Origin of the sequence: endosymbiont of Ridgeia piscesae (assembly GCF_001443665.1) — a bacterium.
Lineage (GTDB): Bacteria > Pseudomonadota > Gammaproteobacteria > Chromatiales > Chromatiaceae > Endoriftia > Endoriftia persephonae.
Genome location: NZ_KQ557119.1, coordinates 89918 through 107788, shown reverse-complemented (window position 1 = coordinate 107788; position 17871 = coordinate 89918). Strand labels below are relative to the sequence as shown.

Annotated in this window: 12 protein-coding genes; 3 read left to right on the top strand and 9 right to left on the bottom strand. The window is 59.5% G+C overall.

The annotated features are described in order from the left end of the window. Window positions 1–136: 136 nt before the first annotated feature. A complete protein-coding gene (locus tag Ga0074115_RS04030; protein ID WP_057955167.1) occupies window positions 137–1267 on the bottom strand; it encodes an aminotransferase class V-fold PLP-dependent enzyme in 1131 nt (376 codons plus the stop codon). Between the two features lie 373 nt (window positions 1268–1640). Between Ga0074115_RS04030 and fusA the strand changes: the two genes are divergently transcribed. Continuing rightward, window positions 1641–3719 (top strand): elongation factor G, encoded by a 2079-nt coding sequence (fusA, locus tag Ga0074115_RS04025; RefSeq protein WP_060528235.1) that lies wholly within the window; start codon window positions 1641–1643, stop codon window positions 3717–3719. Between the two features lie 133 nt (window positions 3720–3852). Here fusA and Ga0074115_RS04020 read toward each other — a convergent pair whose 3' ends face one another. Genes Ga0074115_RS04020 through ygfZ form a run of 4 tightly spaced genes read right to left on the bottom strand, consistent with a single transcriptional unit; the run spans window position 3853 to window position 7610 of the window. Next, window positions 3853–4851 carry an ABC transporter permease gene (locus tag Ga0074115_RS04020; RefSeq protein ID WP_057955165.1) on the bottom strand — a complete coding sequence of 333 codons (999 nt, stop codon included), beginning with the start codon at window positions 4849–4851 and terminating at the stop codon, window positions 3853–3855. 1 nt (window position 4852) lies between these two features. Then, window positions 4853–5731, bottom strand: coding sequence for an ABC transporter ATP-binding protein (locus Ga0074115_RS04015; RefSeq protein ID WP_057955164.1), 879 nt, complete (start codon window positions 5729–5731; stop codon window positions 4853–4855). A 21-nt stretch (window positions 5732–5752) separates the two neighbouring features. After that, window positions 5753–6592: an HDOD domain-containing protein gene (locus Ga0074115_RS04010; protein WP_060528234.1), complete on the bottom strand. Its 840-nt coding sequence runs from the start codon at window positions 6590–6592 to the stop codon at window positions 5753–5755. 1 nt (window position 6593) lies between these two features. Continuing rightward, a complete protein-coding gene (gene ygfZ, locus Ga0074115_RS04005) occupies window positions 6594–7610 on the bottom strand; it encodes a CAF17-like 4Fe-4S cluster assembly/insertion protein YgfZ (RefSeq protein ID WP_232432893.1) in 1017 nt (338 codons plus the stop codon). Window positions 7611–7751: 141 nt separating this feature from the next. Here ygfZ and Ga0074115_RS16440 point away from each other — a divergent pair, with 141 nt between their 5' ends. Together Ga0074115_RS16440 and Ga0074115_RS03995 are read left to right on the top strand one after the other, a co-directional pair. Continuing rightward, complete coding sequence (locus Ga0074115_RS16440; RefSeq protein ID WP_060528233.1) at window positions 7752–9566, top strand: RNB domain-containing ribonuclease; 1815 nt, start codon at window positions 7752–7754, stop codon at window positions 9564–9566. Between the two features lie 23 nt (window positions 9567–9589). After that, window positions 9590–10135 (top strand): hypothetical protein, encoded by a 546-nt coding sequence (locus tag Ga0074115_RS03995; protein WP_232432892.1) that lies wholly within the window; start codon window positions 9590–9592, stop codon window positions 10133–10135. Between the two features lie 66 nt (window positions 10136–10201). On the opposite strand, the gene Ga0074115_RS03990 is transcribed toward Ga0074115_RS03995, so the two are convergent. The 4 genes from Ga0074115_RS03990 to nifJ form a co-directional block, all read right to left on the bottom strand. Further along, window positions 10202–11251: a class I fructose-bisphosphate aldolase gene (locus Ga0074115_RS03990; RefSeq protein WP_060528232.1), complete on the bottom strand. Its 1050-nt coding sequence runs from the start codon at window positions 11249–11251 to the stop codon at window positions 10202–10204. Between the two features lie 311 nt (window positions 11252–11562). Beyond that, window positions 11563–12687 (bottom strand): hypothetical protein, encoded by a 1125-nt coding sequence (locus Ga0074115_RS03985; protein WP_157292638.1) that lies wholly within the window; start codon window positions 12685–12687, stop codon window positions 11563–11565. Between the two features lie 416 nt (window positions 12688–13103). Next, entirely contained in the window at window positions 13104–14294 is a 1191-nt protein-coding gene (locus Ga0074115_RS03980; protein ID WP_057955156.1) for a hypothetical protein, read from the bottom strand. Then, complete coding sequence (nifJ, locus tag Ga0074115_RS03975; RefSeq protein ID WP_057955155.1) at window positions 14294–17869, bottom strand: pyruvate:ferredoxin (flavodoxin) oxidoreductase; 3576 nt, start codon at window positions 17867–17869, stop codon at window positions 14294–14296. The genes Ga0074115_RS03980 and nifJ overlap by 1 nt, the downstream gene beginning before the upstream one ends. Window positions 17870–17871 lie beyond the last annotated feature (2 nt).

The following is a 17871-nucleotide window of genomic DNA, read 5'->3' as shown; positions in this document are numbered from 1 at the left end:
TTGCTACTTGAGGCTTCTTTGCTTTTCCAATGGGAAGAAGCGGACTACAACAACAAATATAGATAAACCGGGTTCCTTTTTTTTTTGATGCAAATCATTAAATAAGTGGATATTAATGGACCCGCTGTGGCGTGCTTTAGCGGATAGCTTTGGTGATCTGCCCGATGACGTTAAAAGCGTCTCCTATCTCATTGGCTGTATTGTAAAAATGTGGAGAGAAGCGAATCCCGCCGCCACGATAGGCGCAGATCACCTGTTGTTGCATCAAAGCCTGCTGGATCTGCTGATTGTCATGACCGGGGATGCGGAAAGAGAGAATCCCGGCGCGGCGGTCCGCTGCAGCAGGTGTCAGGCTCTCAAATCCGTATTCAGACACCTGCTGCAGGGCGAAATCCATATTATGCCTGATGCGGATCGCCACCTGCTCGATGCCGGTCTTCAGCAGCAGCCGCAGGCTCGCCGCCAGGGTGTGGATGCCGAGCATGTTGGGGCTGCCGCACTCGAAGCGCCGGGCGTCCGGAGCGGGTCTCCAGTCGTGTCGATCGAAATCCATCATCGCCTCCACCATGTGCCAGCCAAACTGCTGTAGGCGGAGATGATCGCGCACCTCAGGCCGTACATAGAAAAGCGCCACGCCTTCCGGGCCGAGCATCCACTTGTGGCCATCCGCCACCACAAAGTCGGCCTGGCACGCCTGCACATCGAAGGGAACAGCCCCCAGGCTCTGGATCGCATCGACGCAAAATAGTATCCCCACCTTGCGGCAGGTCTTACCGAGTCGACCCAGGTCGAGGCGCAGACCGGAGGCATACTGAACCGAGCTGACCGATAGCAGCCGTGTGTTTTGGTCGATTGCCTCGGCGATGGCTTCTTCTGGCTCCCCGCTCGAGTGCTGCAGATCGACCAGCCGTAGTTCGACCCCCTGGGAGGCGAGCGACTCCCAAACGATGCGGTTGGATGGGAACTCCTGGGCGATGCTGACGATGTTCTCCCCTGGTTTCCAGGGGAGTCCGTAGGCGATGATCGAGAGTGCCTCGGAGGTGTTTTTTAGCAGCGCAATCTCTGAGTCATCCGCCGCGTTGATCAGGCGTGCTAGCAGTGACTTGAGAGCCAGTTCCTCCTGCTGCCATGCGGGGTAGTTGGTGGCGCCAAGGGTGCCATTCTCCTGGGCAAAGCGCACCACCGCATCGACAGTGCTCTGTGGCCAGGGGGCAACAGCGGCGTGATTAAGGTAGATGATGTCGGGGGCGAGAGAGAATGGTTGCATGGGGATTGTCTCTTGTGGCAGGGGTATGTGTAGGGGTGGAGAGATGGCCTCTCGAAATCGATCCAAATCGCCGCTTTTCAGCAACAGGAGGGGGCGTTTTCCCTGCGTTTCAGTCGCCTTACAGCAATTTCCCAATAAAGATACGAGAAAACAAGTGGGTATGGTATAGTATGCGGCTTGATAAAATGACTTCCTACAAAAGTTGTTAAGAAACAGCTACTTATGGGGTTTTCGGCGGTGATGCCGGATGCTGGCCGCAGTTGCCTGCCATAGACTGTTTCCTGGTCGTTACGGAAGGAAGCGTTGGATCCCGCTGAGTAACGCTCGAGGGTGGTCTCCAGCAACTTTATTTGGGTTTAACTAGAGAGCAGAAATGACAGACCTTACTAAATACCGGAACATCGGCATCTTTGCCCACGTGGATGCGGGCAAGACCACCACCACCGAGCGAATTCTCAAGCTCACCGGCAAGATCCATAAGACCGGCGAGGTGCATGAGGGCGAAGCCACCACCGACTTCATGGACCAGGAGCGCGAGCGCGGTATCACCATCCAGTCGGCTGCTACCTCCTGTGAGTGGAACGGCCACCGCATGAACATCATCGACACCCCCGGACATGTGGACTTCACCATCGAAGTCTACCGTTCCCTGAAGGTGCTCGATGGCGGTGTGGGCGTGTTCTGCGGTTCCGGTGGTGTTGAGCCCCAGTCCGAGACCAACTGGCGCTACGCCAATGAGTCCGAAGTGGCGCGCATCATCTTCGTCAACAAGCTGGATCGCCTCGGCGCCGACTTCTACCGGGTAGTCGATCAGGTCGAGAAGGTGCTGGCCGCCAACCCGCTGGTGATGGTGCTGCCGATTGGTGTCGAAGAGAACTTTATCGGCGTGGTCGATCTGCTGACCCGCAAGGCTTGGGTCTGGGATGACTCTGGGGATCCCGAGAAGTACGAGATCCAGGACGTGCCTGCCGATATGACCGACGCTGTCGAAGAGTGGCGTGAGAAGTTGATCGAAAAGGCCGTCGAGCAGGACGACGATGCGATGGAGAAATATCTGGAGGGCGAAGAGCCTGACCTCGATACCATCCATGCCTGCATCCGCAAGGGCACCATCGCACTCGACTTCTTCCCCACCTACTGTGGTTCCGCGTTCAAGAACAAGGGCGTGCAGTTGGTGCTGAATGCCGTCGTTGATTACCTGCCCAATCCGACCGAGGTCAAGCCCCAGCCCGAGGTGGACCTGGAAGGTAACGAGACCGGAGAGTTCGCCGTTGTTGATGAAAGTAGGCCGCTGCGCGCCCTGGCCTTCAAGATCATGGACGACCGCTTCGGTGCCTTGACCTTCACCCGTATCTACTCCGGTGTGCTGAACAAAGGCGACACTGTGCTGAACACCTTCACCGGCAAGACCGAGCGTATCGGTCGCATCGTGGAGATGCATGCCGACTCCCGTGAAGAGCTCGACTCCGCCCGGGCCGGTGACATCGTCGCCCTGATCGGTCTGAAAAATACCCAGACTGGCCACACCCTGTGTGACCCGAAGAAGCCCGCTACCCTGGAGCCGATGGTATTCCCCGATCCCGTGATCTCCATTGCCATCGCACCCAAGGACAAGGGCGCTGCCGAGAAGATGGGTATCGCGATCTCCAAGATGATCCAGGAGGATCCCTCGTTCCGTGTCGAGACCGACGAAGAGTCTGGCGAGACCATCATCAAGGGCATGGGCGAGCTGCATCTCGACATCAAGGTCGACATCCTCAAGCGTACCCACGGTGTCGAGGTCAACGTCGGCAAGCCCCAGGTGGCCTACCGCGAGACCATCACCAAGCGCATCGAAGATAGCTACACCCACAAAAAGCAGACTGGTGGTTCGGGTCAGTTCGCCAAGATCGACTATGTTATCGAGCCGGGCGAGCAGAACAGCGGCTTCGAGTTCGAATCCAAGGTGACCGGTGGTAACGTACCCCGTGAATTCTGGCCGGCGGTAGAGAAGGGCTTTGCGCTGAGCATGGAGTCGGGCACCCTGGCTGGTTTTCCACTGCTCGATGTCAAGATCACCTTGATGGACGGTGGCTTCCACGCCGTGGACTCATCGGCGGTTGCCTACGAGATTGCCGCCAAGGCGGCCTATCGTCAGTCGATCCCGAAGGCGGGGCCGCAGCTGCTGGAGCCGATCATGAAGGTTGATGTGTTCACCCCCGATGACCACGTAGGTGATGTGATCGGCGATCTGAATCGTCGCCGTGGCATGATCAAGTCCCAAGAGGCCGGTGCCACCGGCGTGCGCGTCAAGGCCGATGCACCGTTGAGTGAGATGTTCGGCTACATTGGTGATCTGCGTACCATGACCTCTGGTCGTGGCCAGTTCTCCATGGAGTTCTCCCACTACGCGCCGTGCCCTGCCAACGTGGCAGAGGCGGTTATCAAGGAAGTGCAGGAGCGCAACAAGTAGGCAGATGGTGATCTGATCCGGGGTTCAGCCCCGGTGGAATCGCAATAAAAAACCGGGGACAGGCTACTGTCCCCGGTTTTTTTGCGCCCGCATATTTTGTGTGGGGGGAGGTTGGAGGGGCATCTGTCGGGTGTTACTCCCAACGAAAGCTGCGCGCCCCGATGGCGAGAAACAGCGCACTGAAGCCGAACAGAGTGACAATCTCTGTCAACACATCCTGAAAGCCGGCGCCGTCGATCATCACTGCGCGGGCTGCATCCAGCATGTGGGTCAGCGGCAGTAGCAGCGCGAACTGCTGCACCAGCGGGTCGGAACCCTCGAGCGAAAACCAGACCCCGGAGAGCAACATCATCGGCCAGCTGATCAGATTGAGGATGCCGTTTGCCGCCTCCTCACTGCTGAAGCGGGCGGCCACCAGCAGTCCGACGCTGATCATGCTCAGGGTGCCGGCGGTGAGGATCAGAAACAGCAGCCAGTAGGCGCCGTGCATTCTGAAGCCCACCAGCAGATTGGTGCCGGTGTAGACCAGCGAGGTGACCAGCAGGATCATCAGCAGGCGCGAGGCGACTTGGGCAGTGAGGAACTCGAAGGCGGTTAGGGGAGTGGCGTGGAGCCGCTTCAGCACCCCGTTCTTGCGGTAGCGCACGATCACGAAGCCGATCCCGAACAATGAGCTGAACATCACATTCATGCCCAGCACCCCGGGCACCACCCAGTCGACGTAGCGGATCTCCTCACCGCTCACCGCCTGGCGCTGCAGCGGGCTGTCGCCCAACAGCCGTTCGAGCACATAGCCGTTGGCGGAGTTGCTGTTGATCCAGTATTGCGCGTCCTGCAGGTCGAGCAGCATGTCGAGTTGATGGCGATCGACCTTGCTGATCGCGGGCTCCAGGGATTGCAGCGCAATGAACTGGATGTGGCGGGTCTGCAGAAAACGCTCAAGCGCCGGCTCCCCGCTGTCATCACCAAATACCCCGACCTTGAAGAGGTGCTGGTCGCCGCTGGTGAAGGCAAAGGCAAAGCCGATCACGATGAAGACCGGCAGCAGGATGTTCCAGGCCATGGCGGTGCGATCGCGCAGAAACTCATTGTTGCGGGCGACAAAGATGGCAAACAAGCGGCGTGGCGACATGTCAGGACCTGAGGTGGTGGCCAGTCAGTTCGAGAAACAGATCCTCCAGGGTGGGGGAGCGGACCTGCAGTTGTCTGAGTGAGATGCTCGATTCGACCAGACGCCGGATGGTGCGGTCAGGATCCTGTGAGAGGATCTCCAGACGATCCCCGACCGGGTGACGCGTCTCACCGTTCTGCAGGGGAAAATCGGCGGGCAGCGCGTCGAGGGGCAGGGTCAGAATGGTATTGTCGTAGTGGTGATCGAGCAGTGCCCGCGGCGAGCCCTGACTGATGATTTTGCCGTGATCCATGATCACGATCTCATCACACAGTTCATAGGCCTCTTCCATGTAGTGGGTGGTCAGCACCAGGGTCTTGTTCTCCGCCTTGATGCGTTCCACCTGCTGCCACAGATTACGCCGGGATTGCGGATCGAGGCCGGTGGTTGGTTCGTCGAGGAACACCACCTGGGGATTGTTGATCAGGGCGATGGCGAGTAACAGACGCTGTTTCTGTCCGCCGGAGAGCTTGTGGGTGTCGCGATCGAGAAATTCCTGCAGGGCGCAGATCTCGATCAATTCGTGCAGCGGCCGGGTTTTTTCATAGAAGCGACTGAATAGCCGCAGTACTTCATCGACCCGGATATACTCCTGCAGCGCGGTGTGCTGGAACATGATGCCGGCTTCGCTGCGGAACCGCTCACCCAAGGGTTCGCCGCGATAGCGGATGCTGCCGGAGCTAGGTTTTTTGATCCCCTCAAGCATCTCCACGGTGGTGGTTTTGCCTGCCCCGTTTGGGCCAAGCAGCCCAAAACAGATGCCTTGGGGGATAGAGAAACTGATGCCGTCCACAGCACGCACGCCGGCATAGTGCTTGCTAAGGTTCTCTACCTCAATCATGCTGATCGGATCCGTGCAGCCTCATCCGAGAAAGATCACCTCGACCTCGGCCACATCCTTTGCCACGCCCTCGATCTCGATTACGCTGACCTCGGGGTCGATGCCAACTTTGGCGAAGGAGGGGATCCTGCTCCAGTCGAGCTTCGCGAGTGGGTGGTCGCTGCCCTGCAGAGTCTGCAAGCGGGCTACCTGGACCACATCGACATAGTTGGCCAGCTCGCCGCCATCATAGCTGAGATCCTGATAGCTGCCCGGCACCTTGATCAGTGACTCGGGGAAGCCCCAGGACTGCAGGATACGCTGCCCAATGGGTGCGCTGATCAGTTCGATTAACCGCTCTAGCTCTTCCCGGTCGTCGATCAGCTTCGCGTCGTGCTCAGCCATGGTGAGGATCGGCAGGGTACCGATATTGTGGATCAGGCCGGCGAGCATCGCCTGCTCCCGGTCTAGGTGCTTGAGGTTGGAGGTGAGCACCCGGGACAGGGCCGCCACCTGAACACTCTCCTCCCAGGCCTGGCGAAAGCGCTGGTCGAGCTGCTCGCTGGTGGGCTGAAAGATCTGCTGCATGATCAGGCTGACCACCAGACTGCGTACCATGCGCGTGCCGAGTCGCGCCACTGCCATCTGCAGATTGTCGATCGCTACCCGGCCACGGTAGAGTGGGCTGTTGGCGACTTGCAGCAGACGTGCGGAGAGGGCCGCATCGGTGGCGACGATATCGGCGATTGACTTGGCCGTGCTCTCCTCGCGCTCGACCGAGTCGCGTACCCGCAACGCCACTTCGGGCAGGGTCGGCAGAGTCAGTTTGTGATTGTCAATCGCCTTGAACAGCGACGTCAGAAAGGCGTGTTCGTCTATCATCTCATTCCTTGGTTACGACTTCCTCAGTGAACGGGTAGGGCAGCTCGCGCAGCTGCAGTGCCGGCCCCGTCTTGCCCAATAGCACCCGATCGCTTTCTGCACTGGCGATCTCGATCACCGCCAGCATCTCATAGCCGCCGTTGGTGGGGCGGGCATCCACTACCTTGCCGGTGCCCTGGCCGGAACTGCTCTGCTCGGCGAACAGTTCATCGCCAGGCTGTGGCGGCTGATCGCTCTCCAGATGGGCAAGATACATGCGGCGTTTCAGCTTGCCAAGATAATGCATGCGCGAGACCACCTCTTGGCCCACGTAGCACCCTTTGGTGAAACTGATGCCGTCTACCAGCTGCATATTGAGCATCTGCGGCACGAATGCCTCGCTGGTCTGGGGGAAGATGGTGGGCTGGCCAGCCCGGATCTCCTGTAGCGCCCAAAAAGATTCGTCCGCGATGGCGGCCTGGGATTCAAACTTCTGCCAGAGTTCCCGCATCGTCGCCGTCGGACCAACCAGTTCGAAGCGGGGACGGCTGCCGGGCAGGCGGATCAGGGTGACCCCATCCTCCATTACCACATCGTTCTCTTCCCAGGGGATGGAGGAGAAGTGCTCCCCCAGCAGATCGAGCGCACAGCCACCGCTGAGTCCGATCCGTACCAGATCCTCGGTGAGGTCGTTGATCTTCACCTTGGCGCGCAATACGTACATACGCAAGCGCTTGACCAGCGCGTCGAGATTACCCGTCGGGGTCTGCAGCAGAAACGTATCGCCGCGGCGGAAGACGCGGAAACAGGCCATCATGCGCCCCTTGGCGGTGCACCAGCCGGCCAGCTGGCTGTGCTGTTCGGTGACTTCCCGGATATCGTTGGTCAGCTGACCCTGCAAAAACTGCTCTGCGTCTTCACCCTCCACTTGGATTAGGGCGAAATGCGAGAGATCGTTCAGTGCGCACCCCTCAATCTGAGGGGCTTTGGTGAGCGGCTCGCTGTTTGCCTCGTCTGTTGCGGCACTGCGCTCACGCATAAATCTTATCCATTGACTGTTCATCTGACTCCGTAGGTTTGTGGGTTTGATTGTCCGCAGCCGGTATCATACCCCATCGTCCTGACGACGGCAGGCTCCCTGTCGTTGCGGTTATTTGTCTCTTTGGCTTGGAAGAATTGAATGAGTAAACCCTCTGTCGGCAGCCTTGTCCTCTACAAAATCCGTCCTGCAAAGGTAATTGAGATCAGCGACAAGATCGAGATCGAGCTGGAGGGCGGCAAGCGCAAGCGGGTCAGGGACAAAGACGTTGTACTGCTGCACCCTGGCCCGCTGACCAGTTTCAAGGACCTTACCCCGCAACAGGGTGAGATCGAGGAGAACTGGGAGCTGCTGGATGGCAGCGAGACCGAGATCGGCGAGTTCTCCGAGCTGGTGTTTGGTGACTACACCCCCGCCACTGCCTGGGCCGCCTGGGAGCTGGTTACCGATGGCCTCTATTTTGAGGGCACGCCCGGCGCGATTCGCGCCCGTCCGGCGGATCTGGTGCATGCGGAGCGTGAGCAGCGGCAGGCGAAGGCGGCTGAGGCGCAGGCCTGGGAGGCGTTTGTCGAACGGGTGGAACAGGGGCAGCTGCTGCCGGAGGATAACAAAGCGATGGGTGAGGTGGAGGCGCTGGCGTTGAGGCGTCGTGAAAACAGCCGCATCCTCAAAGCGCTGGGTTTTCAGGAGTCACCGCTGAATGCCCATCGACTGCTGGTGAAGACTGGTTATTGGTCGCAGAATGAAAACCCCTATCCGAGACGGATGGGTGTCCAGATGGAGACGCCGCAGCAGCCGGTGCCGGCGCTGCCTGAGGAGCAGCGTCTCGACCTGACCCATCTGACCGCCTATGCCATTGACGACGCGGGCAACCAGGATCCGGACGACGCGGTGAGCCTCGATGACGAGCGCATCTGGGTACATGTGGCCGATGCTGCGGCGCTGGTGGCGCCGGAGAGTGAGATCGATATCGAGGCGCGCTCTCGTGGTTCCAACCTCTATTCACCAGAGCAGATCGTGCCGATGCTGCCGCTGGGCATCACCCATCTGCTGGGCTTGGGGCTGCAGCAGGAGTCGCCGGCGCTGTCGATTGGCTTTCTGCTCTCTGAAGCTGGCGAGGTGATGGACGTGCGGCTGCAACTCACCCGCCTGAAGGTGGAACGTCTCTCCTATGATGAGGCCGATAAGCGTCTGGAGGAGCCGCTGCTGGCGGCGCTGCAGCAGAAGGCGGCCTGTTACCGGGCGCGGCGGAAGGCAGCCGGAGCAGCCTTCATCCAGCTGCCGGAGGTGAAGATACGGGCAACCGAGGAGGGGGTGGCGATCACCCCGCTGCCGGCACTGAAGAGCCGTGAGATGATCACCGACCTGATGTTGATGGCGGGAGGGGCGGTGGCGATCTACTGTAGCGATAATGAGATCCCTGTGCCCTTCGCCACCCAGGCACCGCCTGACACGCCGGCCTCGCCGCAGGATTTGGCGGCCATGTACGCCTATGTGCGCAAGTTCAAGCCGACTCAGGTGAAGACCCAGCCGGAGCCCCACAGCGGCCTCGGCCTGCAGCGCTACACTCGCGCCACCAGTCCGCTGCGGCGCTACTCCGATCTGCTTACCCACCAGCAGCTGCGTGCGCATCTCAAAGGTGAGCCGCTGCTCGACATTCACACCATCTCCGAACGCATCAGTCAGGCGGAACTGGGGAGCATGTCGATCCGCAAGGCGGAACGCCAATCCAACAACCACTGGCGCATGGTCTATCTGCGTGACCACCCCAAATGGCAGGGGGAGGGGGTGGTGGTCGCCATTGAGGGGGAGCGGGCCAGTGTGCTGATCCCGGAACTGGCGATGGAGGCGCGAGTCAGAATGAAGAGCAAGCCTGCACTAAACTCGGTGGTGAAGATCGCGCCTCGCGAGGTCGATCTGCCCGATCTGGCCTGCTATTTCCGGGTTCTGGGCTAGCTTCATACAAACCGGGGGTGAGCATGAAAAACAGCGTGCTGTTCTGGGCGTTTCTGTTTCTCACCGGATGTGCCATGGGTGGGGGCAAGCAGGATTCGTCGAATATCTACTCTGCGCCGCCGGTGGGATCGAACATCGAGCTGAAAACCGCATTGACGGTGCCAGGAGGAGAGACCCGGGTCTATCTGCAGCGCGGCGTCGTGGTCACAAAAAAGGCGCTGGATCGCTACTATCCAAGCTGCAATTTTGAGCTGAAAAAACTGAGCGAAACCGACAGAACTATCCAGCCTGAAGCCTTCCTGGTGGTAAGGGTTCAGCCGCAAACTTCAGAGATCGTCTACCATCCGCAGCCACTACAGTTGGCTGGGCTCAGATCCGCCGGAATGGATGGCAGCGGGAGACCGATGATCATGCGCGCGCTACATCTCTGGATTGGCTCAGACCGACAGCCTGATGTGATGCGGCTGACCTGTCGTGGTGGGCTGGATGACATGGCCTGGGCCAGCCCACCTTCCATCGATGCGATGCGTCAGGCGTTGGGAGGTTATGCGTCACTGATTCTGCCCTAGCGCTTGCGCGGCACCACAAACTTTTTTCTATCCCATTCGTGACTCAGTGGTGACAGCTTGCTCGTTTCAAGCGATGGTTACCTCCGGCGATAGGTAGACGTCCTGGATGGCGTTAAGCAGGGTCACGCCCTCGGTCATGGGCTTCTGGAACGCCTTGCGCCCGGAGATCAGCCCCATGCCGCCAGCCCGTTTGTTGATTAGCGCAGTGCGTATCGCCTGGTGCAGATCATCCTTGCCCGAGGGCCCACCTGAGTTGATCATGCCGATACGCCCCATGTAGCAGTTGGCAACCTGGTAACGCACCCGGTCGATGGGGTGGCTGCCGGAGAGCTCCGCATAGATCCGGGGGTGGGTCTTGCCAAAGTTGATGGCGGTGTAGCCGCCATCCAGGGTCGCCTGTTTCTGCTTGATGATATCCGCCTCGATGGTGGCGGCCAGGTGATTGGCCTGACCGGTGAGATCCGCCGCCGAATGGTAGTCGCTACCCTCGTGTTTGAAGGCTGGATTGCGCAGGTAGGCCCAGAGTACGGTCACCATGCCCAGTTCATGGGCGGCCTGGAAGGCCTCGCTGATCTCTGTGATCTGGCGGCGCGACTCAGCTGAGCCGAAATAGACCGTGGCGCCCACCGCCGCTGCCCCGAGGTCGAAGGCCTGTTCCACACTGGCGAACAGAGTTTGGTCGTAGATGTTGGGATAGGTGAGCAGCTCGTTGTGGTTGAGCTTCACCAGGAAGGGGATCTTGTGGGCATATTTGCGGCCGACCGAGCCGAGCACGCCCAAGGTGGAGGCCACCGCATTGCAGCCCCCTTCGATGGCGAGCTCAATGATCTTCTCCGGGTCGAAATAAATCGGATTGGGGGCGAAGGAGGCGCCGCCCGCATGCTCCACCCCCTGGTCCACTGGCAGAATGGAGAGATAACCGGTACCGCTGAGCCGGCCGTGGTTGAACATGGCCTGAAGATTTCGCAACACGCCGAGCTTGCGGTCAGATTGGGCCACCACCCGGTCGATGAAGTCCGGCCCCGGCAGGTGCAACTGCTCGCTGGGAATACCGGCACAGCGGTGCTGTAGCAGATCTTCAGCCTCGTTACCCAGTATGCTTTGGATATTGGACATTTTCAGGCCTCCTGAATTGCTTACGGTATTTTTTGGCTCCTCTTATTGGATAGGAGAAAAATACTGAAAAGGAAAGGGCCGCACTGATCGAAGCTCTGCTTGCAAAATGCCGGTGATGTTTTGCGCGAAATCGGGTCAGAGAGCAATTTCCGCCAATATCGTCAAAGGGTGTAAATCGATAACAAAATCAGGTCAGAGAACAATTTCCTGAATGGACTCTGTTTGATCTAATGTAAGTCCTGTTTGTAGAAAAACACCCGTGGACTTGCGACATAGTCCACGGGTGGTTGAGAGGTCGGGGAGTTCAGCATCTAGTCGCAAAACAAATCACCGTTCGAGTCACTACCATGTGACCAACTCCAGTCTGAGCAAACCACTTCACCAATTACTTCCATGGTGCCTTCTTGTTCGTTCCACCCACCGCCGACTGTTTCAACTGAAGTTGCGTTGCAGATCATGCATGTGCCGGGTTCGGTGAACCATTCATTCGCTGCGTTTTTAAGCAGCTCTAGTTGATCGTAGATGTCAGCAATTTCTTCCGCAGTCCCAGGAAGCCCAGTTGTTACACACCCAGTTAACTTGCCCGTCAGGTCATCGGCAAGTGCACCTGCGACATTGCAAGCGTTGCCGACAATATAACCACCTGCCAACGTGATACCACCGAGTGTGGTAAGGCCGGCGACTCCGCCCGCAATCGGGTTCTCTGTCTCGATAGTGACAGCAGCAAATACTGGTAGGCTGGCTTTTATGGCGGCTGCAGCCACAATGCCTCCGCCGATTGAATTGCAGCCTGTTGTTACCGTCCACTTCACCGCATCACCCGCCATAACTTCACTGGCCATGCACTGCTGACGAATGCTGGGGCCGCTGCTGCTCGCTATGACTCCTATTGAATGGCAACCGCTGTCGCCTGATTCGCCGGAGTTGGTGAGATACTGGTTGCTGCGGCAAATCGTATCTCTCCAGCGCGAAGGTCCATATTGGCGATACTTGCTGTAATATAGGGTCAGATCACCAGTAGGCTTGGGTGTGGCAATCTCATAGTACATGTTCGACCAACCGCCATGCATGCCTCGGGTCTCCGTGACCCTGCTCAGTAGTTTAAAGCCCTTGAAATCCCCTGCCTGTAGAATCATTGGTGTATCTACATGAGTGATTGGGGGCGTAACTTTAGCACCAGTTGTTTTTCTCTTGATGCTCCGGCTGTCTGATGCTTTGCCTCCAGTGTTCTTTACTTCTAAACTTCTGGAGTCCTTGGCTTTAGTAGTTTTATCGCTTGTTCTTGCCGCCTCCCTAGAGCGCTCAGCAGAGATGTGGTACTGATGAGCGACTGCATCGCTATCCACTGTAAAGAGTACGATTGAACCCGGGCCTTCAGACCGTAGTCGCGATCCGAAAACGCTAACAAATGCTTCGCCCTTCGGAACCATTTCCACGAAGAAATTTCTGCGTTGGCATCCTATTGTTAAACCACAAACCTTTACCGCACATATTTAGTCGAACTGTCGGAGGCGTACCCAGCGTCTCCTTTCCTACGTCTTTGATCGCTGATTCTTTGGCTTCTGATTTATGCAGAGAAAGTTTTTGAGATGCCTTGAGTTCCGTCGCCTCGGCCGATAGTGGGAAGTAAAGCATGAGAGACAGGTATACATATCCAATCAGTCTTTTCTTGGTCATAAGCAAATCCCTTCAATAAGATAAATAGTCGATTGCGCAGTGAGTGGGTCTCCCTTGGCGAAACTACGAAAAACCGGGTCAGAGAACAATTGATCTGCATCCATAGCCGCTAGCGGCTGAGCCCCCTGATGCCGGCTGAGCCGGCATCAGGCCAAGAGGTAGGGGGCACTGTTTCCTAGAAATAACGTGCCAAACTTAGCTCAACATAGTCATCCCGGCTGAAGGCGTAGAGCTGATCATCTTCTGGGACGTTGCTCCAGATACGGATCTGCGCCGCAGCCTTCCAGCTGTCGCCGAGGCGTCGGCTTGCTTCCAGGTTGAATAGCAGCGCACCGGAATCGAGGTCGCGGATCACGCCGGTGAGCAGTTCGCTGCTCTGCACGTCGTTGGCAGTGAGGCGCAGGCCAATGAAGAGGTCGTTTTCAAAGGCGATGGGGGCGGCATCGCCGCGTTCGTCGTAGAGATACTCCATCAGTACCCCCAGGTCCATATCGCTCTGCAGCACTCCCACGTAGGTGTACTCAAAACCGCCGGTGGCGGCGCTGTAGGCGTCACCCTGGCCGCTGCGGTAGGCCGCCTCCAGTTTCCACAGCCAGTCGCCCTTGGTGGCCTGCAGATCGAGGCTAGTCTGGTCGATCAGCGGGTAGAAGGGGGCGAGCACCGTTTCGCCAGCGGTATTGCTCGTGGGGGCCAGGTCTGGGGTGCGGCTGGTGCCGTGGAAGTGGGCCAGGCCGATGTCCCAGTCACCGAGGCTGTGGGCCCAGCGGATCGCTAGGTCGATGTGGCGATCCTCTTTGTCCGATTCGTAGCGGGTCAGGTCACGATCGACCCGGGGCTGGCTGCGAAACCGCCCGTGGATCCCCGGAAAAGTCCGTTCACGAAAGCCGGGCAGCACGAACAGATCGAGCAGCCCCCAGTCGCGCTCGCTAGAGAAGCGGATCATCGGCTGGCCCAGTTTCTGCTCGCCATCCAGGTTCTCCACCAGATCGGTCTGGTTGATGATGTCGACCAGGTGACGTGCCTCGGTCACACCCCAGAAGACTTTGCCGATGCCGGCTTGCAGCTCCCAGTTTTCTGCGGCGTAGGTCCAGAGCAGCTCGCGGATGTCGCCGTGGCTGCGCTCGCTGTCGGCTGAGTCCCAGCGGTAGAAGGGGCGGAACACCAGGCTCTGCCGGTCGTCATCCCAAGCGTGGTAGAACTCCGGTTCGGCGGCGAGGGAGAGCAGGCTGCTGCGTTGCTCAGGTTCCAGCGGGTGCTGACTGAAATAGCGGCCTTGGGCCTCGATATAGCCCGACCACTCCCCCGCTAACAGGGGGAGTGGCAGCAGAGCGAAGAGGATGAAGAGCCGTCGCAGCGCGCGCTGCATTAGGCGACCGGCTGGAACTCGGTCGGCTCTTGTTCGGCCATGTGTTCGTAAGTATCCCATCGTAGATCGACCAACTCTTGTGCCACCTGGATCAGGTGCTCCGCCTCGTCCGGGTGGGTACGGGTCAGCAGCTTATAGCGCATCTCGTTGTAGGCGTAGTCCTTGAGGCGGATCCGCGGCCGCGGCGAATCGAGCACGAAGGGCCGGTGGCCCGCCTTGCGCAGCGCCGGGCTGTAGCGGATTAGCGGCCAGTAGCCGCTCTCCACCGCCAGTTTCTGCTGCTCCAAGCCCTGGCGCAGGTCGTATCCGTGGGCGATACAAGGGCTGTAGGCGAGGATCAGCGAGGGGCCATCGTACTCTTCAGCCTCACGCATCGCCAGTAGGGTCTGCTGGGGACTGGCGCCCATCGCCACCCGTGCCACGTAGACGTTGCCGTAGGAGATCGCCTGCATTGCCAGATCCTTCTTGCCGATGCGCTTGCCCGCTGAGGCGAACTTGGCCGTGGCGGCGGTGGGGGTTGATTTCGACATCTGCCCGCCGGTGTTGGAGTAGACCTCAGTATCGAGCACCAGCACGTTGATATTGCGCCCGGATGCGAGCGCATGATCGAGACCGCCGGAGCCGATGTCGTAGGCCCAGCCGTCGCCGCCCACCAGCCAGACCGAGCGGCGCACTAGGTGGTCGACCAGCGACAGCAGGTTTTTTGCTCGCGGATCGTTGATGGTTTTCAGCTTTTGTTTCAGCTGGACGACCCGCTCGCGCTGGGCGCGCAGCTCACTACCGACCCGCTGGTCGGTGCTGAGCAGGGCATTGACGCACTCCTTACCCAGCTGTGGAGCCAGTTCTTTGATCAGCTTCTTCGCCATCGTGGTGTGGTGGTCGGAGCTGATGCGCATGCCGAGGCCGAACTCGGCGTTGTCCTCGAACAGAGAGTTGGACCAGGCCGGGCCCTGGCCCTCTTTGTTTTTGGTCCAGGGGGTGGTGGGTAGATTGCCGCCGTAGATCGAGGAGCAGCCGGTGGCGTTGGCCACCAGCAGGCGAGGGCCGAATAGCTGGGAGAGGAGCCGCACGTAGGGGGTTTCGCCGCAGCCGGAGCAGGCGCCGGAGAACTCGAATAGCGGCTCTAGAAACTGCGCGCCGCGCACCGAGGAGAAGTCGACCTTGGCGCGGTCGTTGACCGGCAGGCTCTCGAAGAATCCCACATTGGTCTTGCCCGCCTCGAACACCGGCGCTTTCGGCTTCATGTTGATCGCTTTGGTGGTTTTATCCTCGAAGTCGTACGCGGGGCAGGCCTCGACGCAGAGGCCGCAGCCGGTGCAGTCCTCCAGATAGATCTGCAGGGTGTAGCGGGTCTCGGGGAAGCCGCGGGCGCTGATCCGGGCCGAGGGGAAGGAGTCGGGCGCGTCCGCCAGCTTCTTCTCATGGAAGAACTTGGAGCGGATTACGCTGTGCGGGCAGACGAAGCTGCAGTTGCCGCACTGGATGCAGATATCGGGCTCCCACACCGGGATGAAGTCGGAGATGTTGCGCTTCTCCCACTGGGTGGTACCGCTGGGGTAGGTGCCGTCCACCGGCAGTTTGCTTACCGGCAGCTCATCACCGCGGCCGAGTAGCATCGGTGCGGTGACCTCCTGTACGAAATCAGGGGCCTGGGGCGGCACCACTGGATCGAGCTCGCGCTGGCTGCTGACCTGATCGGGGTAGTCGACTTTGTGCAGATGATCGAGAGCGGCGTCCACCGCCTTGAAGTTCTGCTCGATCACCGCCTTGCCTTTGGTGAAGTAGCTCTTCTCGATCGCCTGTTTGATCTGTGCGATCGCCTCGTCCCTCGGCAGCACCCCGGAGAGGGCGAAGAAGCAGGTCTGCATCACGGTGTTGATGCGTCGCCCCATGCCCGCCTCTCGGGCTACGGTGGAGGCGTCGATCACATACAGGGCGATCTGCCGGTCGATTAGGATCTGCTGCACTGGCCTGGGTAATTTTTCCCAAACCTCGTCCGGGCTGTAGGGGCTGTTTAGCAGGAACACCGCACCTTCTGCGGCCTCGCGCAGTACTTCCACCTTGGAGACGAAGTCGAACTTGTGGCAGGCGATGAAGTTAGCCGACTGAATCAGGTAGGGGGCCTTGATCAGCTGCGGGCCAAAGCGCAGGTGGGAGACGGTGGTTGAGCCCGCCTTGCGCGAGTCGTAGACGAAGTAGCCTTGGGCGTTCAGCTCGGTGTTCTCGCCGATGATCTTGATGCTATTTTTGTTGGCGCCAACCGTACCATCGGAGCCGAGGCCGAAGAACAGGGCGCGGGTGACATCCTCGCCCTCGATGTTGAACTTGGGGTCGAATTCAAGGCTGGTATGGGTCACATCGTCTGTGATGCCGATGGTGAAGTGGTTCTTCGGCGCTGCCTTGGCCAGCTCATCGAACACCGCCTTGGCCATCGCCGGGGTGAACTCCTTGGAGGAGAGGCCGTAGCGGCCACCGATCACCCGCGGTAGGTTGCTGATAGTGCCCTGGGTGTAGGCCTCCATCAGCAGCGTCATGATCTCTTGATAGAGCGGTTCGCCGTTGGCGCCGATCTCCTTGGTGCGGTCTAGTACCGCGAGCGACTTTACGCTGCTGGGCAGCACCGCCAGCAGATCATCGGCGGGGAAGGGGCGGAACAGGCGAACCTGCAGCACACCCAGCCGCTCATCCTGAGCGTTGAGCTGCTCGACGGTCTGCTGCACCGTCTCGATGCCGGAACCCATGATGATGACCACCCGCTCCGCCTGTGGATCGCCAAAATACTCATAGAGGCTGTATTGGCGGCCGGTGAGCTCGGCGAAGCGGTTCATGGTCTGCTGCAGGATGCCGGGGATGCGCTCGTAGTAGGGGTTGGCGCTCTCGCGGCCCTGGAAATAGACATCCGGATTCTGTGCAGTGCCGCGGATGAAGGGGTTGTCTGGGTTGAGGGCGCGCTGGCGGTGGGCGATCACCAGGTCTTCATTGATCATGGCGCGGATCTGCGCGTCGGAGAGCAGCTCGATTTTGTTTACTTCGTGGGAGGTGCGGAAGCCATCAAAGAAGTGGATAAAAGGTACCCGGGTCTCGAGGGTGGCGGCGTGGCTGATCAGCGCCAGGTCATGGGCCTCCTGCACCGAGGCGGAGCAGAGCATGGCGAAGCCGGTGGTGCGTGCTGCCATCACGTCCTGATGGTCGCCGAAGATCGACAATGCCTGGGCCGCTAGCGAGCGGGCCGCCACATGGAACACCGTGGAGGTGAGCTCGCCGGCGATCTTGTACATGTTCGGCAGCATCAACATCAGCCCCTGGGAGGAGGTGAAGGTGGTGGTCATGGCGCCGGCCTGCAGGGCACCGTGGGCGGTGCCGGCAGCGCCTCCCTCCGACTGCATCTCGAACACATCGGGTACCTGACCCCAGATGTTGGTGGTGCCCTTGGCAGACCAGACATCGGCCGACTCCGCCATCGGTGAGGAGGGGGTGATCGGGTAGATCGAGCAGACCTCACTGACCCGGTAGGCGACGTGAACCACCGCCTCGTTGCCGTCGATGGTGACAAATTTTTTGTTGTTCTCGCTCATGG